At 27.7% G+C, this 23,851-nt stretch carries 22 protein-coding genes; 15 read left to right on the top strand and 7 right to left on the bottom strand.

Features of this window, described 5'->3' with window-relative positions; translation table 11 throughout:
• Positions 1-88: 88 nt before the first annotated feature.
• Genes jag through rpmH form a run of 5 tightly spaced genes read right to left on the bottom strand, consistent with a single transcriptional unit; the run spans position 89 to position 2,245 of the window.
• Positions 89-715: an RNA-binding cell elongation regulator Jag/EloR gene (gene jag, locus J2Z76_RS10610; RefSeq protein WP_209512030.1), complete on the bottom strand. Its 627-nt coding sequence runs from the start codon at positions 713-715 to the stop codon at positions 89-91.
• Between the two features lies 1 nt (position 716).
• Positions 717-1,499: a YidC/Oxa1 family membrane protein insertase gene (locus J2Z76_RS10615; protein ID WP_209512031.1), complete on the bottom strand. Its 783-nt coding sequence runs from the start codon at positions 1,497-1,499 to the stop codon at positions 717-719.
• A gap of 15 nt (positions 1,500-1,514) precedes the next feature.
• The gene (gene yidD, locus J2Z76_RS10620) at positions 1,515-1,724 is read right to left on the bottom strand and encodes a membrane protein insertion efficiency factor YidD (protein WP_209512199.1); all 210 of its coding nucleotides are present in this window, start codon (positions 1,722-1,724) and stop codon (positions 1,515-1,517) included.
• Positions 1,717-2,058 (bottom strand): ribonuclease P protein component, encoded by a 342-nt coding sequence (gene rnpA, locus J2Z76_RS10625; RefSeq protein WP_209512032.1) that lies wholly within the window; start codon positions 2,056-2,058, stop codon positions 1,717-1,719. The genes yidD and rnpA overlap by 8 nt, the downstream gene beginning before the upstream one ends.
• Positions 2,059-2,110: 52 nt before the next feature.
• Positions 2,111-2,245, bottom strand: coding sequence for a 50S ribosomal protein L34 (gene rpmH / locus J2Z76_RS10630; RefSeq protein ID WP_209512033.1), 135 nt, complete (start codon positions 2,243-2,245; stop codon positions 2,111-2,113).
• A gap of 416 nt (positions 2,246-2,661) precedes the next feature.
• Between rpmH and dnaA the strand changes: the two genes are divergently transcribed.
• From dnaA to J2Z76_RS10685, 11 genes are all read left to right on the top strand, one after another.
• Positions 2,662-3,990: a chromosomal replication initiator protein DnaA gene (gene dnaA / locus J2Z76_RS10635; RefSeq protein WP_209512034.1), complete on the top strand. Its 1,329-nt coding sequence runs from the start codon at positions 2,662-2,664 to the stop codon at positions 3,988-3,990.
• Positions 3,991-4,254: 264 nt separating this feature from the next.
• Positions 4,255-5,355 (top strand): DNA polymerase III subunit beta, encoded by a 1,101-nt coding sequence (gene dnaN / locus J2Z76_RS10640; RefSeq protein WP_209512035.1) that lies wholly within the window; start codon positions 4,255-4,257, stop codon positions 5,353-5,355.
• 20 nt (positions 5,356-5,375) lie between these two features.
• Positions 5,376-5,606, top strand: coding sequence for an RNA-binding S4 domain-containing protein (locus tag J2Z76_RS10645; protein WP_209512036.1), 231 nt, complete (start codon positions 5,376-5,378; stop codon positions 5,604-5,606).
• Complete coding sequence (gene recF / locus J2Z76_RS10650; RefSeq protein WP_209512037.1) at positions 5,593-6,714, top strand: DNA replication/repair protein RecF; 1,122 nt, start codon at positions 5,593-5,595, stop codon at positions 6,712-6,714. Before J2Z76_RS10645 ends, recF begins: the two co-directional genes overlap by 14 nt.
• 11 nt (positions 6,715-6,725) lie before the next feature.
• Positions 6,726-8,639, top strand: coding sequence for a DNA topoisomerase (ATP-hydrolyzing) subunit B (gene gyrB / locus J2Z76_RS10655; RefSeq protein WP_209512038.1), 1,914 nt, complete (start codon positions 6,726-6,728; stop codon positions 8,637-8,639).
• A gap of 40 nt (positions 8,640-8,679) precedes the next feature.
• Positions 8,680-11,145 (top strand): DNA gyrase subunit A, encoded by a 2,466-nt coding sequence (gyrA, locus tag J2Z76_RS10660; protein ID WP_209512039.1) that lies wholly within the window; start codon positions 8,680-8,682, stop codon positions 11,143-11,145.
• Between the two features lie 17 nt (positions 11,146-11,162).
• On the top strand, positions 11,163-11,477 hold the full coding sequence (locus tag J2Z76_RS10665; RefSeq protein WP_209512040.1) for an STAS domain-containing protein: 315 nt from the start codon (positions 11,163-11,165) through the stop codon (positions 11,475-11,477).
• Positions 11,478-11,488: 11 nt separating this feature from the next.
• Positions 11,489-11,866, top strand: coding sequence for an ATP-binding protein (locus tag J2Z76_RS10670; RefSeq protein WP_209512041.1), 378 nt, complete (start codon positions 11,489-11,491; stop codon positions 11,864-11,866).
• Between the two features lie 25 nt (positions 11,867-11,891).
• The gene (locus J2Z76_RS10675; protein WP_245210420.1) at positions 11,892-12,641 is read left to right on the top strand and encodes a SigB/SigF/SigG family RNA polymerase sigma factor; all 750 of its coding nucleotides are present in this window, start codon (positions 11,892-11,894) and stop codon (positions 12,639-12,641) included.
• Positions 12,642-12,668: 27 nt separating this feature from the next.
• Complete coding sequence (locus tag J2Z76_RS10680) at positions 12,669-15,527, top strand: UPF0182 family membrane protein (protein WP_209512043.1); 2,859 nt, start codon at positions 12,669-12,671, stop codon at positions 15,525-15,527.
• Between the two features lie 198 nt (positions 15,528-15,725).
• Complete coding sequence (locus J2Z76_RS10685) at positions 15,726-16,094, top strand: VOC family protein (RefSeq protein WP_209512044.1); 369 nt, start codon at positions 15,726-15,728, stop codon at positions 16,092-16,094.
• Positions 16,095-16,183: 89 nt separating this feature from the next.
• On the opposite strand, the gene J2Z76_RS10690 is transcribed toward J2Z76_RS10685, so the two are convergent.
• A complete protein-coding gene (locus tag J2Z76_RS10690; protein ID WP_209512045.1) occupies positions 16,184-18,190 on the bottom strand; it encodes a sigma-54 interaction domain-containing protein in 2,007 nt (668 codons plus the stop codon).
• Positions 18,191-18,375: 185 nt separating this feature from the next.
• A complete protein-coding gene (locus J2Z76_RS10695) occupies positions 18,376-19,794 on the bottom strand; it encodes a serine hydrolase domain-containing protein (protein WP_209512046.1) in 1,419 nt (472 codons plus the stop codon).
• Between the two features lie 255 nt (positions 19,795-20,049).
• On the opposite strand from J2Z76_RS10695, the gene J2Z76_RS10700 reads away from it, so the two are divergent.
• Genes J2Z76_RS10700 through J2Z76_RS10715 form a run of 4 tightly spaced genes read left to right on the top strand, consistent with a single transcriptional unit; the run spans position 20,050 to position 23,809 of the window.
• Positions 20,050-20,991, top strand: coding sequence for an ABC transporter permease (locus tag J2Z76_RS10700; RefSeq protein ID WP_209512047.1), 942 nt, complete (start codon positions 20,050-20,052; stop codon positions 20,989-20,991).
• Entirely contained in the window at positions 20,991-21,839 is an 849-nt protein-coding gene (locus J2Z76_RS10705) for an ABC transporter permease (RefSeq protein WP_209512048.1), read from the top strand. The genes J2Z76_RS10700 and J2Z76_RS10705 overlap by 1 nt, the downstream gene beginning before the upstream one ends.
• 12 nt (positions 21,840-21,851) lie before the next feature.
• Positions 21,852-22,823 carry an ABC transporter ATP-binding protein gene (locus tag J2Z76_RS10710; protein ID WP_209512049.1) on the top strand — a complete coding sequence of 324 codons (972 nt, stop codon included), beginning with the start codon at positions 21,852-21,854 and terminating at the stop codon, positions 22,821-22,823.
• 2 nt (positions 22,824-22,825) lie between these two features.
• The gene (locus J2Z76_RS10715) at positions 22,826-23,809 is read left to right on the top strand and encodes an ABC transporter ATP-binding protein (RefSeq protein ID WP_209512050.1); all 984 of its coding nucleotides are present in this window, start codon (positions 22,826-22,828) and stop codon (positions 23,807-23,809) included.
• Positions 23,810-23,851 lie beyond the last annotated feature (42 nt).

A 23,851-nucleotide genomic window follows, 5' to 3' on the forward strand; every position in this document is an offset into this window, starting at 1 on the left:
AATTATATAAATGTACATAAATAATTCATTTTACATTAAAATAAAACCCGAATACCCGGGTTTTATTTATCATTAATAAAGATTATTCTTATTTTTTATCGATAACCACTTTTCTATATGGTTCATCACCTTCAGAATATGTTATAATATCCTTTTCTTCTTGCAATGTTGAATGTATTATTCTTCTTTCATAAGGATTCATAGGTTCAAGCTTTACTTTATGATTATAATATCTACATTTTTCAGCCATTTTCCTTGCTAATCTCTTTAAAGTTTCTTCTCTTTTTTCTCTGTAATCTTCAACATTGAAAGTAACCCTTATATAATTTTCTCTTCCTCTATTTACAATTAAATTTAAAAGAAATTGAATTTCATCTAAATTTTTTCCTCTTTTTCCTATAATTATACCTTTATCGTCTTCGTTTACTTTTATAATATCTACCTTTAACAAATTTGCAGTATATTTTATTTCAAAATCAGCTTTAATATTCATTTTATTCAGTAGAACATCAAAAAATTTTCTTGCTTTTTCTTCCGGACCATTTACTACAGAAACTTTAACTTTAGCAACTTTGCTACCAAGAAAACTTAATAACCCTTTTGTAGGCTCTTTTATTACTTCAACTTCAACTTCACTTTTTTCAGCTTCTAATTCTTTTAAAGCTGCTTCAACAGCTTCATCAACTGTATTTTTTTCAACAGTTATACTTTTCATATTATTTTAATTCCTCCTTTGGTTTTTTGGATGAATTTAATATTACATATTGCTGTACAACTTGGAATATATTTGATATTACCCAATATAAAGCTAATCCTGCTGGCATCTGAATTGAAAACACAAATAACATAACTGGCATCATCATTGTCATTGTTTTTTGTGTAGATGCTTGTTGTTCATTCATAGAAGGTTGTGATGCTGTAGTCATTTTACTTGTTAAATAAGTTGAATATCCAGACATTATTGCTAATATAGGGAATACTCCACCTATAAAAGGTATTGTCAATCCACCCATTGATAAACCATTAAAAGTCCCATTTTCAAACAGAAAATTTTCTGTATATCCTAAATCTTTAATCCAAAGGAAAGACTTATTCATTGCATCAAAAAATGCTTGATCTTGAAAAATAAACTGTACAGGCTGTCTTATAACATAGAAAAATGCAATTAATATAGGCATTTGAATTAACATAGGTAAACATCCAGACATAGGATTATAATTAGCTTCCTTATATAATTCCATTTGTTTGCGCTGAAGAGTTTGTGGGTCTTTTTCATATTTTTTTTGAATCTCTTTTATTTGTGGACTTAATTCTTGCATTACTTTCATAGATTTTGTCTGCTTTAATGTTAAAGGCATTAAAATTAATTTAAAAAATATTGTTGCCAATATAATTGAAATTGCATAAGCAGAAAGTATATTAGTATCTAATATAGATACCATATTATATAACAATTTAACAAGCATACCAATAGGGTAGCATATAAAATCTAAATTCATTATTTTCCTCCAAGTTTATTTCAAAGGATCATATCCTCCAGGATTAAAAGGATGGCATCTTAAAATGCGTTTAACCCCTAAAAATGAGCCTTTTATAAAACCATATTTTTGTAAAGCCTCAACGAAATATTGGGAACATGTAGGATAAAATCTACAATGTCTTATGCCAGTACTAGAAGAAAACTTTTGATATATTCTTATAATTTTAATTAGTATTTTACTTATTTAAATCACCCTTAAATAAATTATTTCTTTTTATTAATTTAATAAATGATTTTAATAGATTCTTATAATCAGATTCAGATGCATTAACTCTTGCCATAAAAATAATATCATATCCTTCTTTTAGTTTGCACTCATTTAATCTTACTATTTCTTTAAGTCTTCTTCGTATAATATTTCTAGTTACTGCTTTTTTTATTTTTTTAGCAGCAGTAAAGCCATACCTGTTATAACCGTAATTATTTTTTTTAATAAAAATTACAAGATTATAATCAGAAACAGAATTTTTAGAATTATATACTGACTTATATTCAATATTTTTTTTTATTATTATCATATTTGCTACCTAAAATCTTTCCTTGATGGAATAAAAGGCCACTTAAGCGGCCTTATGCTGACAATCTTTTTCTACCTTTATCTCTTCTTCTCTTCAAAACATTTCTACCAGATTTAGTACTCATTCTTTTAGTAAATCCGTGTTCTTTGCTTCTCTGTCTTCTTTTAGGCTGATAAGTCATTTTCATTATAAAAACACCTCCTTGTATAGCAGATATATATATTAATATCTTAATTTTTTTCATATGATTAAAATTATAATATTTTTAATTACCTATGTCAAGCATATTAAATGTTACAAAAATATTATAGCTATTGTAATATACTACATTTTTATATATTTTGCAAATATTTTTTAAAAAAAATAAAATTAATTTGAAATTGTGGATAAAAAATGCTAATATAATATGAGTTGTGGATAACTTTTTAGATTCTAACTATTTATGGACAACTTATTTGTAAAAAAATACTTTTGTTAAAAAAACAATATATAAACTGTTTATAACATGTATCAACAACTGTTTATATGTTAATTATTCAAATAGATTGTAACTTTTTATCAACAGCCTTGGGATTTCTTTATAAACAATTGGGGAGGAATAATATGAATTTTGAAGAACTATGGAATAAGGTATTAGATATTGTAAAAGAAGACACAAATCAAGTTAGTTTCAATACTTGGTTTAAACCTCTTAAAATAGTAGCCTATAAAGAAAATACTATATATTTAGAAACAGCAGATGATTTTTTAAGAAATACACTAAAAAAGAGGCATTATAACTTTTTAAAAAATGCATTTATTTATGTTTTAAAGAAAGAAACTGAGTTAATTTTCACTATTCCAGGAGAAAATATTGATAAAGATGAAAATAAAAAAACAAACAATTCACTAGAAGAAGATAATGAAGATCCAAATAGAAAGCTTAATCCTAAATATAAATTTGATAATTTTATAATAGGTAATAGTAACCGTTTTGCTCATGCAGCATCCTTAGCTGTTGCTGAAGCACCATCGACTGCATATAATCCTTTATTTTTATATGGTGGAGTTGGACTTGGAAAAACACACCTTATGCATGCAATTGGACATTATATTTTAGATAATAATCCTGATGCATCTGTCTTATATGTTACGTCAGAAAAATTTACAAATGATTTAATAAATTCTATTAAAGACGGTACAAACGCAGATTTCAGAAACACTTATAGAAAAATTGATGTATTATTAGTAGATGATATACAGTTTATTGCAGGAAAAGAAAGTACACAAGAAGAATTCTTTCATACTTTTAATACTTTACATGAAGCTAACAAACAAATAATTGTATCTAGTGATAATCCACCAAGTGACATACCTACACTAGAAGATAGACTTCGCTCCCGCTTTGAATGGGGTTTAATAGCTGATATTCAACCACCAGATTACGAAACAAGAATTGCAATACTCAGAAAAAAAGCTGAGGCAGAAAACTATGACGTTCCAGATGAAGTAATAACTTATATAGCTCAAAATATTCAATCAAATATTAGAAAGCTTGAAGGCGCATTAATAAGAATTTTTGCATATTCTTCATTAACAAATAAAAAAGAAGTTTCCCTTGAACTTGCACAAGAAGCATTAAAACATCTAATCTCTACAAATAAAAAAATAACATTAAAAGACATTAAAGAAGTTGTTGCAAACTACTATAATATATCTGTTGAAGATTTAGTATCTAAAAAGAAAACAAAAAATATAGCTTTTCCTAGACAAGTCGCAATGTTTATCTCTAGAAAACTTACAGACTACTCACTCCCTAAATTAGGAGAAGAGTTTGGAGGAAGGGATCACTCAACAGTTTTACATGCTTTTAATAAAATAGAAAAAGATACAGAAAATAATCAAGAAGTTAAGAAAAATGTTGATGATATTATTTCAATGTTAAATAATTAGAAATTAATATATAAATCTATAAAGTATGTATGTTAATAAAGTGTTAAAACCTGTTTACAATTTTATTCATAAAAAAAATCTATTAAGAGAAAACTATAATTCATCAACAACTATATTTTTTATTAATTATCTAAATACAAACGATAAAACTTGTTTTCAACAAATTAACAAACACTACTATTATTACTAATAAATATTTTATATATTATTAATAACCTTTCCTCTTTTAAAAATTGTTAATATAAATTATTCAAGGAGAATAAAATGAAATTTAAAATAAATCAAAATGAATTATATAAGTCAATAAATATAGTACAAAAAGCTGTTTCTTCAAGAACTACAATGCCAATTTTATCGGGAATTTTAATCGAAGCAAGTAATAATAAGTTAATATTAACAGCTACAGATTTAGAACTTGGAATAAAAACATATTCAGATTGTGAAGTAATAGAAGAAGGCTCTATAGTTGTTCATTCAAAATTATTAGGAGATTTCATTAGAAAATTACCTTCTAATACTACTGTAAATATAGAAATCACAAATAATAATAGTATAGAAATTAAATGTTTAAATTCAGAATTTAATATATTAGGTAACTCAGGATCTGAATATCCTGACAGTACTTTTGATAATCAAGGTATATCCTTTGAAATAAAATCAGAATCATTAAGAAATTCAATAAAATATACTCACTTTGCAGCTGCTCAAGATAATATAAAACCAATTTTTACAGGTTGTTTAATTGAAATAAAAAATAAAATATGTACATTTGTAGCATTAGATGGTTTTAGGATGGCAATAAAAAAAGATATAATAGATTATGATGGAGAAATTTCTGCTGTTGTACCTTCAAAGACATTACTTGAAATATTAAGAATTTTAGAAGAAAACAAAGGTTATACTAAAATAACAATATCAGATAGTCATATTTCATTTAAAATAGAAAATACAACTATAATATCAAATTTACTAGAAGGAAAATTTATTGATTATGAAGGTATATTAAAAGATAATTACGTTTCAGTAATAAAAATTGATAATTTTAACTTTAAAAATAGTATAGAAAGAGCTTCTCTACTTGCCAGAGAAGATAAAAATAATTTAATTATTTTAGATATAGTAGATAATAATATGCAAATTAATTCAGCTTCTGAATATGGAAATGCTGAAGAAAATATAGATGTAGAAAAAGATGGAGAAAATATTAAAATTGGATTTAATTCTAAATATGTTTTAGATGTTTTAAAAGTAATTGATAGTCAATATATAACTATGAACTTAATTGGGAAAAATAATCCTTGTTTTATAAAAGAAAAGGGAAATGATAAATATATATATATGATTTTACCTGTAAGAATTAGTTAATTAAAAAAATGGGAGGTAAAATGGAAAAAATATACATTAATACAGATTATATAAAACTTGATCAATTTTTAAAGTATGTAAATGTTGTTGAAGGAGGCGGAATGGCTAAATTTGTAATTTTAGAAGGCTTAGTTAAAGTTAATGGAGAAATAGAATTACAAAGAGGAAAAAAATTAAAAAATGGTTATAAAGTTGAATTTAATAATGAAAAATATTTAATTTTAAATGAGGAACAAATTGATAGTAAATAATTTGAAAATCAAAAATTATAGAAATTTTAAAGAAGTTGATTTAAAATTAATAAATAGCTTAAATATTTTTATTGGAGATAATGGACAAGGAAAAACAAATTTATTAGAATCAATATATTTATGTTCTATTGGAAGAACATTTAGGCTTAATAGTGAAGATGAATTAATTAATTTTAACGAAAATAAATGTACAATAGAGTTGTTATTAGATAAAAATAAATATAAAATAAATATAGAATTATTTTTAGAAAAAGGAAAAAGAAAACAAGTAAAAATTAATAAAGTTAAACTAGATAAAACAGGGGAAATGATAGGTGTATTAAATAATGTCATTTTTACCCCTGATGATATGAAAATAATCAAAGGAAGTCCAATAGAAAGAAGAAAATTCATAAATATAGATATTTCTCAAATTAAGCCTAAATACAAGTATTTGCTTAATAAATATAAAAAAATTATAACTCAAAGAAATAATATTTTAAAAAATTACTATACAAATAAAGAAAATAAGGATATTATAGATATTTGGAATAATTATTTAATAGATATAGGGACAGAATTAATATGGTATAGAAATGAATATATAAATAGCTTAAAAAAATATGCTGTAGATATATATTCAGACATTTCTGGAAATAAAGAGATATTTGATTTAAAGTATAAATGCAACATTGGAAATATATGTGATATGGATAAAGAATCTATTAAAAATATTTTTCATCAAAAAATAAATAAAAATATTGATAACGAAATACAAAAAAACACATCAATGTATGGACCTCATAAAGATGATTTAATTATAAGCCTTAACAATAAAGAGTGTAAATATTTTGGTTCGCAGGGACAACAACGTTCAGCTATACTAGCATTGAAGTTAGGGGAAATAGAAATAATTAAAGATGAAATTGGTGAATATCCCATATTATTATTAGATGATGTTTTATCAGAGTTAGATAATAAGAGAAAGGGATTTTTAATAAATTATATAAAGAACATACAAACTGTAATAACTACAACAGATGACAATGACCTAATAAACTTAACAAAAGATTTCGATAAAAAAATATTTTACATAAATGATGGAAAAATTGGAAATATTACAAATTAGAGGTGTATTAAATGGTAGAAAAAAATAATATTCAACATTACGGTGCAGATCAAATTCAAGTTTTAGAGGGATTAGAGCCTGTTAGAAAAAGACCAGGTATGTATATTGGTTCAACTGGGGAGAGAGGGTTGCATCAACTAGTTTATGAAGTTGTTGATAATAGTATCGATGAAGCTTTAGCAGGATTTTGTGATACTATAAATGTAACAATTAATGAAGATAATTCAATTGAAGTGATTGATAATGGTAGAGGAATACCTATCGAAAAAAATTCTAAAACGGGAAAATCTACACTTGAAACAGTTTTAACAGTACTACATGCAGGTGGAAAGTTTAATAACGATGCATATAAAGTGTCTGGAGGACTTCATGGTGTTGGAGTATCTTGTGTAAATGCATTATCAGAATTTTTAATAGCAGAAGTAAATTGGAATGGTAAAACTTATAGACAAAATTATGAAAGAGGAATAACAAAATCTGAATTAGAATTTATAGGAAATACCGATAAAACAGGAACAAAAATTTTATTTTTACCAGATTCAACTATTTTTGAAGAAGTAGTGTATAATTATACCACATTAAAACATAGAATGAGAGAATTAGCATTTTTAAACAAAGGTATAAGAATAAATTTAGAAGACAAAAGAAATAATGTACATGATAATTTTTATTATGAAGGCGGTATAAAAGAATTTGTACATTTTTTAAATGAAAAAAAAGATAATTTGCATGACGATATAATATATGCAGAAGGTGAAAAAGATAAAGCTATTGTTGAAATATCAGTTCAATATACAGATTCATATTCAGAAAATATATATTCATTTGTAAATAATATAAATACTATTGAAGGTGGAACTCATTTAATTGGATTTAAGACTGCTTTAACTAGGGTTATAAATGATTATGCTAAAAAGAATAATTTAATAAAAGAAAATGAAATTGCAATAACGGGTGAGGATATTAGAGAAGGAATAACAGCAGTACTTTCTATAAAAATTCCTAATCCTCAATTTGAAGGGCAAACAAAAACTAAATTGGGTAATAGTGAAGTAAGAGGTGTAGTAGACAGTGTTACTGGGGAAGCTATATATTCATACTTAGAAGAAAATCCCAAAACTGCTAAATTAATCATAGAAAAAACTTTAAGATCAGCAAGAGCTAGAGATGCTGCAAGAAAAGCTAGGGATCTTGCCAGAAGAAAAAATGTACTTGAAAGTATGGCACTTCCTGGAAAATTAGCAGATTGTTCTGAAAGAAACCCTGATTTATGCGAAATTTATATAGTTGAAGGTAACTCGGCAGGTGGATCTGCAAAGGGTGGAAGGGATAGAAGAACTCAAGCTATACTACCTCTTCGTGGAAAAATATTAAATGTTGAAAAATCAAGAATCGATAAAATTCTTAATTCAGAAGAAATTAAAAACATGATAACAGCTTTTGGATGTGGTATTGGAGATGATTTTAATATCAGTAAATTAAGGTATGGTAAAATAATAATAATGACCGATGCTGATGTTGATGGTGCACATATCAGAACACTACTTTTAACTTTTTTATACAGATATATGAGAGAACTGGTAGAAGAAGGTCATGTTTATGCGGCACAGCCACCTTTATATAAAGTTAAAAAAGGAAAATTTGAAAAGTATGTATATAGTGATGATGAATTAAATAAAATTCTTGAAGAAATAGGCAGAGATAATAAAGTTGAACTACAAAGATACAAAGGTCTTGGGGAAATGAATCCAGAACAACTTTGGGAAACAACAATGAATCCAGCAGACAGAATTCTTTTAAAAATTGAAGTAAATGATGCACAATATGCAGATGAGACTTTTAACACATTAATGGGAGATAAAGTTGCACCAAGAAGAGAATTTATAGAGGAAAATGCGAAATATGTTAAAAATTTAGATATATAATAAATAACATATTTTTTGATAATAGTTTTCGGAGGTTATGATGAGTGAAATTGATAATAACGATAAGGTTTTAATGACCGATATAAGCGGTGAAATGAGAAAATCTTATCTTGACTATGCTATGACTGTAATTGTCAGCAGAGCATTACCAGATGTAAGAGATGGATTAAAACCTGTACATAGAAGAATACTTTATTCTGCAAGTGACTTAGGCCTTTCACCAGATAAACCACATAAGAAAAGTGCTCGTATCGTAGGGGACGTACTAGGTAAGTATCACCCACACGGTGATACAGCAGTTTATGATGCAATGGTAAGATTGGCACAAGATTTCTCAATGAGATATCCACTTATTGATGGACATGGAAATTTTGGTTCTGTTGATGGCGATGGAGCAGCTGCAATGAGGTATACAGAAGCTAGAATGTCTAAAATGGCAATGGAGCTTCTAAAGGATTTTGGAAAGGATACAGTTGATTTTAGACCAAACTTTGATGAGACATTAAAAGAACCAGTTGTTTTACCAAGCAGATTTCCAAATTTATTGGTAAATGGTTCATCAGGAATAGCGGTAGGTATGGCTAGTTCTATTCCACCACAAAATTTAGGTGAAGTAATAAATGGAACAATAGCATATATAGATAATCCAGACATAGATATACCAGGACTTATGAAGTACATAAAAGGACCAGATTTTCCTACAGGTTCTATAATAGTTGGTAGAGAAAATATTAAAAATGCCTATATGACAGGTAGAGGTTTTGTAAAAGTAAAATCAAGAGTTGAAATAGAAGAAATTAAAAATAATAAAAGTAGAATTATAGTTTCTGAAATACCTTATCAAGTAAATAAAGCTAGATTAATTGAAAAAATAGCTGAACTTGTTAAAGATAAAAGAATTGAAGGAATTTCTGATTTAAGAGATGAAAGCGATAGAAAAGGTATGAGGATTGTAGTTGAGATTAAAAGAGATTATAATCCAAATGTTGTACTTAACAATTTATATAAACATACTCAACTCCAAGATAATTTCAGTATTATTATGATAGCATTAGTTAATAATGAACCAAAAGTTTTAAATTTAAAAGAAATGATTCATTATTATGTATTACATCAGAGAGAAATTATTGTAAGAAGAACTCAATATGATTTAAACAAGGCTGAAGCAAGAGCTCATATTGTTGAAGGTTTAAGAATTGCAATTGATAATATTGACGAAGTTATAAGAATAATTAGATCATCATATGATGATGCCGAAATGCGTTTGATGGAAAGATTTAATTTATCTGAAATTCAAGCTAGGGCAATAATTGATATGAGACTTAGACGATTACAGGGTCTTGAAAGTGAAAAACTTGATTTAGAGTATGAAGAATTAATAAAAATGATAAATAAATTTAAGGAAATATTATCAAATCAATTTTTAGTAGATCAAATAATAAAAGATGAATTAAAAGAAATTAAAAATACATACTATGATGAGAGAAGAACAGAAATAATACATGATGAAGGCGAAATAAATGTTGAAGATTTAATAGAAGAAGAAAATGTTGCTATAACTTTAACTAATTATGGATATATAAAAAGATTGCCAGAAGATACATATAAAGCACAAAAACGTGGTGGAAAAGGAATAACAGCACTAACAACTAGAGAAGAAGATTTTGTTAAAGATTTATTCATTACCTCAACTCATGATTATTTAATGTTTTTAACTAACAAAGGAAAAGTTTATAGAATAAAAGCATATGAGGTGCCTGAAGCAAGAAGACAAGCAAAGGGTACAGCAGCTATTAATCTTATAAATATAGATAGTGATGAAAAAATAAGAGCAATAATTCCTATTAGAGATTTTAATAATGAGGAAGAATATCTAATTTTAGCAACTAAAAAAGGAATTATTAAAAAAACTAAACTTAGTGATTTTGACACATCAAGAAAATCTGGACTTGTTGCGATTAAAATAGCAGAAGATGATGAGTTAATTAGCGTAAATAGAACAGATGGGACTAAAGATATATTTATTGTAACCAAAAATGGAAAAGGTATAAAATTCAGTGAAAGTGATGTAAGAGAAACTGGTAGAAATACAATGGGCGTAAAAGCTATAACTAAATCAGAAGACGATGAGTTAGTAGCAATGAGCATTCTTACAAAAGATGATGAAGATAAATTAATATTGACTATAACAGAAAATGGTTATAGTAAAATAACTTTATCAAAAGAATACAGGTGCCAAAACAGAGGTGGTAGAGGTATGAAAGCCCATACAATTAATGAAAAAACAGGTAATATAGCTGGTTCATTGATAGTAAATAAAGATGATGACCTTATGATTTTAAGTTCAAGCGGATCAATTATTAGAATGCATTCTTCGAATATTTCTAGGATGGGAAGAGATACTCAAGGAGTAAAAGCTATGAGATTAAATGAAGGGAATAAAGTTGTTTCAATTGCTAAGATAATAGCAGATGAGGATGAAATTCAAACAGAAGAAGAATATTAAATTGGAGGTTACAAAAAATGTCATTAGATATAAAATATAGTAAAACTTCAGATAATAATTATTTAGAAATTAAACCAATAGGAGAAGTAGATATTTCTACTTCTCCAGAATTTAAAAATAAAGTTATAGAATTAATTGAAAAAGAAAAGATTGATATTTCTATTAATGCTGATGAGTTAGAATATATAGATAGTACAGGTCTAGGTGTATTAATGGGTATTTTAATGAAAGTAAAAGAACATGGTTTATCAATACAAATTATAAACTTAAAACCAAATATATATAAATTATTTGATATAACTGGTTTAAATAAAGTATTTAATATTAAATAAGGGTGGTAAGTATGGAAAATATAAAATTAGTAATACCTAAAAAATCCGAATATTTAAGTACTATAAGACTTACTACATCAGCTTTATCTAGCATTAATGGTTATAATTTAGATGATATAGATGATTTAAAAGTAATTTTATCAGAAATTTGTATTTTTTTTATAAATAATGTTAAAAAAAATGAAAAACCTTTTGAAATTGAGTATTTTATTGAAGAAAATAAATTAAAAATAGAAGTATGTGATTTAAACGACGGTGAAATAACTGATGTTAGTAAAGAAAAAAGTGAAATGTGTATATTAATTATTGAGAGTCTAGCAGATAATTATATAGTAGATTTAAAAAACAAGAAAATATGTTTTGAAAAAAAATGTATAGATATTGAATAGGCGTTGGTAAACTATGAATGATATTATGCAAAACTCAAAAAAAATAAAAAATCAAGAATTGTTTTTAAAGTATGTAAAAACAAAAAATATTGAAATAAGAAATGAAATTTTTGATAAATATAAATATATGGCAGAAATAATTTCTAAAAAATATAATAATAGGGGAATAGAATATGAAGATCTATATCAAATAGCATGTATGGGTTTAATTTATGCTATAGATAGATTTGATATATCAAAAGGTTATGAATTTACTAGCTTTGCAACACCTACTATTTTAGGAGAAATTAAAAAGTATTTTCGCGATAAGGGATGGGCAATAAAAGTACCAAGAAAAATACAAGAAGTATCAAAAAAGGTTAATGATTCAAATAATTATTTAAGTAATAAACTGCATAGAACTCCATCTATAAAAGAGATAGCTGAACATGTTAATTGTACTCAAGAAGAAGTATTAGAAGCTTTTGAAGCAGGCAAAATGTTTACCTCACAATCGTTAGATATTAAAATTGATACAAGTAGTGATGAAAGCGAAGCAACATTAATGGATTTAGTTGGAGTTGATGATAAATACTTTATACAAATTGAAAATGCAGATTTTATTAATAAATCTTTAAATAAATTAAATGAACTTGAAAGAGAAATAATTATCAATAGATATTTTAATAATAAAACTCAAAGTGAAATAGCAAAGAAACTTAATATATCACAAATGACAGTATCAAGAGTAGAAAAAAAAACTTTGGATAAATTAAGAATAGAAATTGATAAATAATAAAAAATATGCGTAGGAGGGTAAATAGTGAAAAATAAAAATCGTTTTTTTATTATAGGTACAATAATTGTATTATTTATAATTATTAATTCCTTTGGTAGTATCGTAAGATTTTCAACTGACTATAAATGGTTTAGTGAAATTGGATATACAGAAACTTTTTTAACAAAGTTAAAGGCTCAGTTTTTAATAGGAATACCTCTTTTTATTGTTTTGTCATTATTGTTAATAGTATACTTGAACAAACTTAAAAAGAAGTTTTTTATAGAATCTGAAATAGTAGATACACAACATGATAAAAAAATTAAATTTGGTATAAATATTGCTTCAATTATATTTAGCTTTATGTTTACTGTAAATACAGTATCAACTTTATGGTTTGAAATTTTACAGTATATTAATGCTGAAAAGTTTAATATTGTTGATCCTATATTTGGGCATGATATAGGTTTTTATGTATTTAATTTACCACTAATAAATACTTTAGTTAGTTTTGTTATAAACATATTATTCTTATTAATTGTTGTTACGGTTTTATTCTATGGATACTTAGCATTAAAGAATGGAATAAAAAATGCAACAGGACCATTTGAAGACATATCACATTTTAATCCAAGCCAAGTATTTGATTTCAGTACATTATTAAATAAAAAATTTATTACTCAAATTTTAAATCAAATATCAATTATAGGATCATTAGTTTTTATATTTTTAGGATTTAGGTTTTTTCTAAGGTGCTATGATTTATTATATTCACAAATGGGTAGGGTTTTTGGAGCAGGTTACACAGATATATTTGTCTCATTAAATTTATATAGGATATTAGCAGTAGGAAGTGTTATAGCAGCATTTACATTTTTTGTTGGTGCAAGAAAGAAAAACTTAAAGTTTGCTTTGGTAATGCCTGCTATTTTAATAGTTATTTCTATTTTAGGTACTGGTTTAGGAGGAGTTGTAGAAAAATTTATTGTAGAACCTGACCAATTATCTAAAGAAACAAAATATATGGAATATAGTATAAATAGTACTCAAGATGCATATATGTTGAAAGATGTAAAAAAAATTACATTTACTGCAGATAATAATTTAACTATAGAAGATTTGGAAAAGAATAAAGAAGTAATAGAGAATATTAAAATAAATGACAGAGAACCATTGATACAAGTATATAATCAATTACAAGGTATCAGACCATATTATGTATTTAATGATGTAGATGTTGATAGATATACAATAAATGGTAATTATACTCAGGTTTTCTTGTCTGCAAGGGAATTAGATCAAAGTAGGTTAAATGAACAGGCAAAAACATGGGTAAATCAATATTTAAAATATACCCATGGATATGGGGTTACACTGTCACCAGTCAATAAAGTTACAATGCAGGGTCAACCTGAAATGATTGTAAAAAACATTCCACCAACAACAAATACAGATTTAAAAATAGATAGACCAGAAATTTATTTTGGTGAAAAAACAAATGAATACGTAATAGTAAATACAGATGAAAAAGAATTTGATTACCCATCTGGTTCAGATAATGAAGAAACATTGTATGAAGGTAGTGCTGGAATCAAGTTAACTTTCATGAATAGATTGCTTTTTAGTATAAGAGAAGCAAGTTATAAACTATTAATTTCAAATAATATAAATAAAGATAGCAGAATTGTAATTAATAGAAATATATTACAAAGAGTATATGAAATAGCACCATTTATATATTATGATTCAAATGCATACCTAGTAGCAAATCAAGATGATGGTAAGCTTTATTGGATAATTGAAGGATTTACAGAAAGTCAAAGGTACCCATATTCTCAACCTACAAGTAGTTTTATAGAGGGAATGAATGTAAATTACATAAGAAATTCAGTAAAAGTTGTAGTAGATGCATATGATGGAACAACTGATTTTTATATATCCGATGAAAGCGACCCTATAATAAATACATATAGCAATATATTTAAAGACTTGTTTAAGCCAATAGGTGAAATGCCACAAGGTATACGTGATCACATCAGATATTCACAGTCTTTATTTAATATTCAATCAGACATGTATAGGTTATACCATATAGAAAATCCAACAGTTTTCTTTGGTAGAGAGGATTATTGGGATATTTCAACAGAAAAATATATGGATACAGGTGAAGTTTCAGTAGAATCAAGCTATGTAATGTTCAAACTACCAGAAGAAGAAAATGTAGAGTTTTTATTAACGACACAATACTCACCACAAAACAAAGATAATATGATTGCTTTATTAGCAGCTAGAAACGATGGTGAGAATTATGGACAATTAATATTGTATGAATTCCCTAAAACAAAAACAATACCTGGACCTAATATGATAGAGACAAAAATTGATCAAGATACTGTCATATCATCACAACTTACATTGTGGAGTCAAAGAGGATCATCAGTACTTAGGGGTAATACATTAGTAATGCCAATAGAAAATTCTTTGTTGTATGTAGAGCCAATTTATTTAAAATCTGATACAGAGAGTAATTTCCCTGAGATGAAAATGGTTATAGTTTCATTTAACGATAAAACAGTTATGGAAATGACACTTGAAAAAGCATTAGAAAAAATTTTTGGAGCATCAAATAATCAAGATCCAGAAACAGTTGAACCAAGTAACCCAACAGATAATAATTATGAAGATGATAATATTAACATGTTAATTTTGCAAGCTAATGATATGTATATTAAAGCAAATGAAGCATCAAAAAATGGTGATTGGAACGCTTATGGAGAATATTTAAAACAATTAGAAAATATACTTATACAATTAAATATTGTTGTAAATGGTCAAACAGTTACAAATGATACTGGAATAGATCAAGATCAAACAAATGCAGTAGAAAATACTGTAACACCATAGTTAAAAAAAAGCTAACTTCATTTAATTGTAGTTAGCTTTTTAGTATCTCTATATTTCTATATTTTTAATTAAAAAGTTATTTAGTTTGACAATAAAAAAAAATTAACTTAATGTATTTATTGAATAGTTGTGATGCAAGCCGTTTTCTGGCTTGCTTTATGATATAACTAAAATATATTTTAAGAAAGGATTTCAATTATGAAGTTTAAATTTAATCACTTTAACTTTAATGTAGTGGATTTAAAGAAAAGTATAGATTTTTATAAAGAATCTTTAGGACTTAGTGAAGTAAGGAGAAAAGAAGCAAAAGACGGAAGTTTTATTTTAGTATATTTAGGAGATGGTATTTCAGATTTTACTTTGGAGTTAACATGGATGAGAGATAGAAAAGAACCATATGATTTAGGGGAAACAGAATATCATCTAGCTATGGTAGTTGATGACTATGAATCAGCATACAAAAAACATAAAGCAATGGGATGTATAGAATTTGAAAATGAGTCAATGGGAATATATTTCATTACAGATCCAGATAAATATTGGATTGAAATAGTACCGACTAGATAATCAGACAAGGGGCTAGGTCCCTTGTCTGTTATATTATATTAATTAAATTTAATGATATAATTAATATAAAATTAAGCCTAGTAATAATATTAAAAATACTTGATTTTTTGTATTCCTAATTTAGTTATTTTTGTTCCATTTCTTCCCTTTCCTATTGTTATTAGATCTCTTTCTTGTAAGTTTTGAAGTATATTGCGCAAATTTGCATCACCAATTTTTATTTGTAGTGATTTTAAGTAATTATTAATTTGCAAGCGACCAATACCATGGAAGCATTGTGAATTTTCCATAATTATTTTTAAAATTTCCATTTCAATACAAACACTATCTGCGGGCTTATCTGTATTATTTATAGTAAGTGGTGTAATCGGTGTATTTAAAAGATATTTAGGCAATGTGGACAAAGTATTATAATGTATAGCAGTATTTTCAAGTTCGCGAATATTTCCCGGCCATGAATATGTATATAATAAGTTTTTATTAGAATCATTAAGGTGATTATATTTTGCACCTAAAAAACTTGAAATCAATGGAAGAATGTCTTCTCTTCTATTTCTTAAAGGTTCAATACATATGGAGATTACATTCAAGCGATAAAATAAATCTCTTCTAAAATTACCTTTTTCAACTTCACTTAATAAATCCTTATTTGTAGCTGCAAGTATTCTTGTATCTATACTTATCATTCTATTACTACCAATACGCATGATTTGACGTTCTTGTAATACTCGAAGAAGTCTTGACTGAAGGTTAGGTGAAATATCTCCGATTTCATCTAAAAATATAGAACCACCATTTGCCTGTTCAAATAGTCCAAGTTTTCCGTTTCTCTTTGCACCGGTGAAAGAACCACTTTCATATCCAAATAGTTCACTTTCTAATAATGATTCAGGAATTGCAGCACAATTTATGGCTACAAATGACATGTTTTTGCGATCAGAATAATTGTGAATTGATTGAGCCATTAATTCTTTTCCTGTTCCGCTTTCACCTGTTATTAAAACAGTATGATCGGTTAATGCAACTGTTTTTGCAGTATTAATACATTCTTTCATTTTACGAGAAACATGAATAATATCTGAAAAATTATACTTTGCAACTAAGCCTTTTTTTTCTAACATTTTTTTTGCATTTATTTCTATATCTCTTATATCTTTTTCATTTTGAAGAATAATATGGTAACCCATTATTTCGTCAATTAACATAATAGGTTTTTTTTCAATAAAATATTGAATTCCATTAAAAATAATACCATCTTTTGGCATAGTTTCTTCTTGAATTTCTGCAAATTTATCACTTTCCATTATGTTAGATAGAGGTATCACAGCACTTTTACTTTTTAAATTGAACATTTCTTTAGCTTTATTATTTGAAAAAAGAATATGATATTTTTCATTCGTTATAATTAATGCTGTGGGGGAATCATTAATAACACTATCAAAAACATAATTTTTAACAAAATTGTTTAAATAATTATTGTAAATATATATATTTGGTTCAGCTATAGATTTAATATGACGTACCAGGTTTCTATTTGTTAATTCAAAATCAAGTTCTAGTCTAATCATAAGTCTCATAAGTGTTTCAAAGCTTATTTCTCTATAACCTATATTTATAGTTTTTTGTATGTATTCTGGTACTAAATGTACTTCATTTGGTGTAATACAAATTTTAAAGTCTTTGTATTGTGGATTATCTGCATCACTGGGATCAAAAGGTACTAAATTAATATGACCCATACCTAACTCATAAAGAGAACATAATGTTTGAACAGAAGTTTCATAGGTATCATTAATAATTAATACATTTGTATTACTTGGAATATTTGAAATTTCATAAAGCTTTTGTTTTTTTATACTTCTGTACATTGTTACGATATTGTTGTAGTTAGTAATTCTTTCTTTTAGAGGATACAACATTGTTTCATCTGTAATTATATAAGCATCAGCATGTATTTTGAAATTGGAGGGAAGTTCATCTAAATAATGGTTTTCAACAATTATATAATTCTCAAATATTTTTTCTAAATTATTTTTTAAATATTTAATGACTTCTTGATTATCACTATTTTTGTAAATAACTGCAACTTTTTTCATGGTAGTCTCCAATAATATATGAATTATATAAATTATTATAATATAAATTTATATAATTTAAAAGGACTTAATATAAAAATATTAAGATTTAATAGGATTTAACCTATTTGATCCTAATATTTTACATTAATATTTTTTTATATTATATTATTAATTTATTTTAATATTTATTATAATACTTTTTATTACTCATTAATTTTTTGAAAAACCCTTGTGTAGCATCTTACTCCCCATGCTTTACCATTTCTGATCAAGAAGCGCATAGTGGTACGTTGAACGTCAGGGTCATCAACAGTTCGTGCACTGAAAAGTGTTTCTTCGCAGTAATACAATACTAGATTCTCATCATAATAATTTGCGAACAAGTTTCCGTCCTCGTCTGTAGTTACAATGCAATATGATGGGACTGCTTCTCTACTGATGTAAGTACCAACTACTGCTTTAGGCATGCTGAATTTTTTACCTGAAGGGATTGCAAAGGCATGAGATGCGTCAAGAGGCAGTCCCAAAATTAAATTGTAGCAGGCCCATATAAAAGGTTCTGTGGTAACATCTCCTTGGTTACATAGAGCGGTCATTGAATAACCTCCCATAATTAACCCTCCATAAGTTGAAACTCCATGAAGTCCTCCGGAATGTTCACATATTACTTTTCCATTTTTTAAACGTTTATTTAAACCAAAGCAGTAGAATGGATAACGGGTTTCAGGAAACTCACGACCTATTAGAATTTCAACAGCTTTTGAGTCGATTATTTGTTTTCCTTCAAATTTGCCATTTTGAGAAAGCATTTGATAATATTTTGTAATATCTATAGCGGTAGATTTCACACAAGCACAGCCACGGTAAGGTGGAAGAATAGACCATATCTGATCTGTGTATAGATTTTCATTATCATCTAAATCAAATAAATCAGCAATATTGCCATTTGCCAAAGCAATAGCTTCTTTTCCGTCTAAATCAAGCACTGAGCGAGTCATCCCAAGGGGTTTAAAAATTCTTTCTTTTAGAAATTCCTCAAGAGGCATTCCAGCTGCTTGATCAACAACATAAGAGAGCATTGCATATGCATCATTAGAATAACTCATGCATTCACCTGGAGCTCCAAGTGGTTCATAAGCTCCACTATTGGCAATATAATCTATAATATCTTCAATTGTACTCATTTTGTTTGGTGCACTTTCTCTAAGTTTGCGAGATGTTTCCGTACTTCGCTCTGAAGTATTCATTGCTATGGACCACTCTAATGGGGGAATTGGAGGTATTCCTGCCGTATGCATTGCCAAATGTCGTAATGTTACGCTTTCTTTTGGAGTTCCAGGAATAGAAAATTGAGGAAAATATTTTATTACTGGATCTGAAAAGCTTAGTTTTCCTTCAGTTTCAAGAATTGCACAAGCAAGAGTAGTCATGGATTTGCTCATGGAGGCAATTCCATAAATAGTATTGACATTGGCAGGTCTGGATTTCTCCATATCGCAGTATCCGTAACCCTTTTCAAAGATAATGCCTTCGGGTCCTCTTATGCAGATTGCCAGACTAGGGTACTCCTTTTCTTCAAATAATTTTTTTAAATAGTCATCAAATTTTTTAGTATCATACATAATAATCACCTTCCTAGTATTTAATTTTCATGTTCATGCAAATAGTACAATAAAGAAATATTGCTGTCAATAAATACTTTTACCTGTAAATGCTTCTATAATTTTGGCATAAATATTGCATATATTGTATTAGTTGTTATATTCTGAATGTGTTTAGTAATTAAGAAGATAATTAATACTTAAGAAGATAAAAAACTTTATTGAAAACATTTTCAGACAGATTTAAATGCAAATTAAGAAAGGAGATGGTTTTTCATGAGAGACTATGTAATAAAAAGATTGGGAGTAGGAGTTTTACTACTTTTTTGTGTATCATTTTTGGTTTTCAGTATGTTATATCTGATGCCGGGGGATCCAGTTACTCTAATGGCAGGACCACTAGTTAAAGTGGAAAATTTAGAAGGATTAAGACATGAGTATGGATTGGATAGACCTTTATTGGTGCAATATGTGGACTGGATGTCAGGCATAATTTTCCGAGGCGATTTTGGTATTTCGTATAAGTACAGAATAGATGTTTGGTCATTAATTAAAAATTGTATACCAATAAGTCTCAAACTTACAATTACAACAATGATTATAAGTACAATTGTAGCTATTCCACTAGGACTTATGTGTGCATATAAAAAAGATAGCTGGTTTGACCGTATAACGGTAAATACTTCTTTGGTTTTTACAGCCATACCTTCGTTTTGGTTAGCAGTATTACTAATGTTGGTTTTTGCAGTTCAGCTAAAATGGCTACCATTAAGTGGGTATGAATCGTGGAAAAATTACATATTGCCTATAACTACAGGTGTAATAGGAGGGTTAGCAAGCACCATACGTCTAACTAAATCAGAAGCTTTGGATGTTTTAAGAGAAAAATATGTAACAACAGCCTATGCAAAGGGGCTGGACAACAAAACAGTATTAACAAGACATGTGTTACGTAATTCTTTAATTGTAATAACTGTAAATATATTCATGTCGTTACCTTGGTTGATTTCAGGATATATTATTATTGAAAAAATATTTGGAATACCAGGTATGGGAAATTTGATGATAAATTCTATTATTCAACAGGATTTTAACGTTGTTCAAGCATGTATATTAATTATCACTGCTTTAACAATCATTTGCAATATACTTAGCGATGTAGTTCTGGGTATTCTAGATCCCCGAATTAGAATTTCAGTTACAGGGGGTGACAAATAATGAATGATAGTCCATTTAAAGAATTCTTAAACTCTTGTTATAAAAATAGAAATTTTATGCTTGGTTTTATTATGGTATTGAGTGTAGTTATTTTTGCAATATTTGCTAAGCAAATTGCTCCGTTTAGTTTTGATGAAGCACACCCTGAAGATATTTTAGTTTCTCCTTGTGTTGAATACATATTTGGTACAGACAATATGGGTAGGGATTTGTTTAGTCGCATAATTTATGGAAGTAGAATTACTTTGCAAGTTGCAATATTAGGTGCAGGTCTTCAGTTGATTTTTGGTGTAACTATAGGTTTAATTTGTGGTTACTTTGGAGGTCTTGCTGATAGATGTTTAACATTTATGGCAGATTTAACTTGGTGCATTCCGGGAATGATTATGGCCCTTGCTGTTGTCACCATAATAGGTACAGGTCTCACTAATGCAATAATTGCTATTGCTATAGTAAACTGGGCATCTTATGCAAGACTGGTGAGAGCTAAAACAATGTCAATAAAAAATCAAGCATTCATAGAAACTGGAATATCCTTTGGTGAAAAGCCTTTAGCTATAATGACTAGATATATTTTACCGAATATAGTTCCGGTATTAATAGTAACTGTTTCTATGCAGTTGCCTGGAACTATTATGTCAACAACTACTCTTAGTTTTCTTGGAGTAGGATCACAACCACCTACACCTGACTGGGGGCTAATGGTTTCTGAGGGAATTAATTTCATATCTCGTGGACCATGGCTTTGTATTTTTCCAGGACTGGCACTAGTTTATACAGTATTTGGATTTAACATTTTGGGTGAAGGTCTTCGTGATTTGCTTGACCCAAGAATGAAATCACAGTAGGAGGAGACAAATATGAGCGAAGAATTATTAAAGTTAAATAAATTATATGTTGATTATAAGGTTAAAGAAGGATATTTGTCTGCAGTGAAAAAAGTTTCTTTTTCTATAAATAAAGGGGAAATATTTGCTATTGTAGGAGAATCTGGATGTGGAAAATCCACAATTGCCCATTCTATTTTACGTCTTTTACCTGAACATAACGAAATAATAAAAGGAAATATATTTTTTAATGGAGAAGATCTACATGAATATACGGATAAACAGCTTGAGAGCATCCGTGGAAGAGAAATAGGAATGATTTTTCAAAATCCTCTCGATTCCCTTAATCCTGTGTATACTACTGGGTTTCAGGTAGCAGAGGGAATAATGCTTGACAATGTTTCAAAACAAGAAGCGTGGAATAGAGTTATAAATTTATATAATGATGTTAAAATGCCTGACGCAGAGAAACGTGCAAAAAGCTTTCCACATGAATTATCGGGAGGAATGAGACAGCGTGTAATGATAGCCATGATGCTTTCTAGAACACCACAATTACTAATTGCAGATGAACCTACTACAGCACTTGATGTTACCATTGAAGCACAAATTTTAAATATAATAAAAACACTTAGAGATGAATATAATACGGCAGTTATGTTGATTACTCACAATTTTGGTTTGGTCGCAGAGGTTGCTGATAAAGTTGCAGTAATGTATGCAGGAGAAGTGGTGGAGCAAGGAACAGTGTTTGATATATTTGACAATCCTAAACATCCTTATACTAAATTACTTATGAAATCGCTACCAAGAAAAGCAAAATCAGAAGGGCGTTTACAGACCATAAATGGTAGCGTTCCAAGATTGACTGAGAACAAACCTGGTTGTAGATTTGAAAATAGATGTCCATATGTAATGGATATTTGTAAAATAAAAGATACAGAAAGAAGAATAGTTACAGAATCGCATTTCTTTAATTGTCATTTAGAAAAGGGAGGTGAGTAATAATGAGCGAAGCAGTAATTGAACTAAACAATCTAAAAAAATATTTTAAAATAAATATAGGAATAAAAAATAAAAAGGCATATGTGAAAGCAGTAGATGGTGTTACTCTTACCATCAATAAGGGAGAAATTGTTGGTTTGGTAGGAGAATCAGGAAGTGGAAAAACTACTTTGGCAAGAGTACTTCTAAATCTTACAAAGCCTACAGATAGCCATGTTGTGTTTAATGGAGTAAATTTATCAAAGGCTACTAGCAAGGAAATGAAAAAATTTCGTACTGAAGTTGCGGTTGTTTTTCAAGATCCAGCATCAAATTTGAATCCTCGTGACACAGTTATGAATTCAATTATGAGACCAATGATACTACATGGAATATCAAAAAAAATAGCAAAGCAAAAAGCAATAGATTCTTTGGAACTAGTTAAAATGGATTCAAGATATCTCAATAGCTATCCACATCAATTATCGGGAGGTCAATTGCAACGTATTGCCATTGCACGAGCATTGGTACTTGACCCTAAAGTAATGATATTAGATGAGCCTACGTCTGCCCTTGATATTTCAGTACAGGCACAAATACTAAATTTGCTCCTTGATTTACAAGAGAGTCTTGGTCTGACATATCTTGTTATTACCCATGACTTGAATGTAATAAGATATATAAGCGATAGAGTAGCAGTAATGTATTTAGGCAAGCTTGTGGAATTTGGTCCTACAAAGGAAATAATAGAAAATCCGAAGCATCCATATACAGAAGGTTTGATGGCAGCATCTCCAATACTTAATCCTCATGATAGGGATAAAGAAAAGTATTTAATGCAGGGAGATCCTGGAAGTTTAATTAATTTGCCAACAGGATGTCACTTCCATCCAAGATGTCCTTATTATACAGAACGTTGTCAGAATGAACAACCTCAAAATATAATACTTTCTAATGGACATCAAGTAACTTGCTTTAAATATGAGTTATTTGGAAAAAATTCTTAGAATATACTGAATAGATAAACTATTCATATATTATAAATTAAA

It is taken from the genome of Sedimentibacter acidaminivorans (genome assembly GCF_017873955.1).
Lineage (GTDB): Bacteria > Bacillota > Clostridia > Tissierellales > Sedimentibacteraceae > Sedimentibacter > Sedimentibacter acidaminivorans.

Bases quoted from the DNA above. Each gene is read 5' to 3' on its own strand.
- jag (WP_209512030.1), bottom strand. From the start codon at position 715: ATGAAAAGTATAACTGTTGAAAAAAATACAGTTGATGAAGCTGTTGAA.
- J2Z76_RS10615 (WP_209512031.1), bottom strand. From the start codon at position 1,499: ATGAATTTAGATTTTATATGCTACCCTATTGGTATGCTTGTTAAATTG.
- rnpA (WP_209512032.1), bottom strand. From the start codon at position 2,058: ATGATAATAATAAAAAAAAATATTGAATATAAGTCAGTATATAATTCT.
- rpmH (WP_209512033.1), bottom strand. From the start codon at position 2,245: ATGAAAATGACTTATCAGCCTAAAAGAAGACAGAGAAGCAAAGAACAC.
- dnaA (WP_209512034.1), top strand. From the start codon at position 2,662: ATGAATTTTGAAGAACTATGGAATAAGGTATTAGATATTGTAAAAGAA.
- dnaN (WP_209512035.1), top strand. From the start codon at position 4,255: ATGAAATTTAAAATAAATCAAAATGAATTATATAAGTCAATAAATATA.
- J2Z76_RS10645 (WP_209512036.1), top strand. From the start codon at position 5,376: ATGGAAAAAATATACATTAATACAGATTATATAAAACTTGATCAATTT.
- gyrB (WP_209512038.1), top strand. From the start codon at position 6,726: ATGGTAGAAAAAAATAATATTCAACATTACGGTGCAGATCAAATTCAA.
- gyrA (WP_209512039.1), top strand. From the start codon at position 8,680: ATGAGTGAAATTGATAATAACGATAAGGTTTTAATGACCGATATAAGC.
- J2Z76_RS10665 (WP_209512040.1), top strand. From the start codon at position 11,163: ATGTCATTAGATATAAAATATAGTAAAACTTCAGATAATAATTATTTA.
- J2Z76_RS10670 (WP_209512041.1), top strand. From the start codon at position 11,489: ATGGAAAATATAAAATTAGTAATACCTAAAAAATCCGAATATTTAAGT.
- J2Z76_RS10675 (WP_245210420.1), top strand. From the start codon at position 11,892: ATGCAAAACTCAAAAAAAATAAAAAATCAAGAATTGTTTTTAAAGTAT.
- J2Z76_RS10685 (WP_209512044.1), top strand. From the start codon at position 15,726: ATGAAGTTTAAATTTAATCACTTTAACTTTAATGTAGTGGATTTAAAG.
- J2Z76_RS10690 (WP_209512045.1), bottom strand. From the start codon at position 18,190: ATGAAAAAAGTTGCAGTTATTTACAAAAATAGTGATAATCAAGAAGTC.
- J2Z76_RS10695 (WP_209512046.1), bottom strand. From the start codon at position 19,794: ATGTATGATACTAAAAAATTTGATGACTATTTAAAAAAATTATTTGAA.
- J2Z76_RS10700 (WP_209512047.1), top strand. From the start codon at position 20,050: ATGAGAGACTATGTAATAAAAAGATTGGGAGTAGGAGTTTTACTACTT.
- J2Z76_RS10705 (WP_209512048.1), top strand. From the start codon at position 20,991: ATGAATGATAGTCCATTTAAAGAATTCTTAAACTCTTGTTATAAAAAT.
- J2Z76_RS10710 (WP_209512049.1), top strand. From the start codon at position 21,852: ATGAGCGAAGAATTATTAAAGTTAAATAAATTATATGTTGATTATAAG.
- J2Z76_RS10715 (WP_209512050.1), top strand. From the start codon at position 22,826: ATGAGCGAAGCAGTAATTGAACTAAACAATCTAAAAAAATATTTTAAA.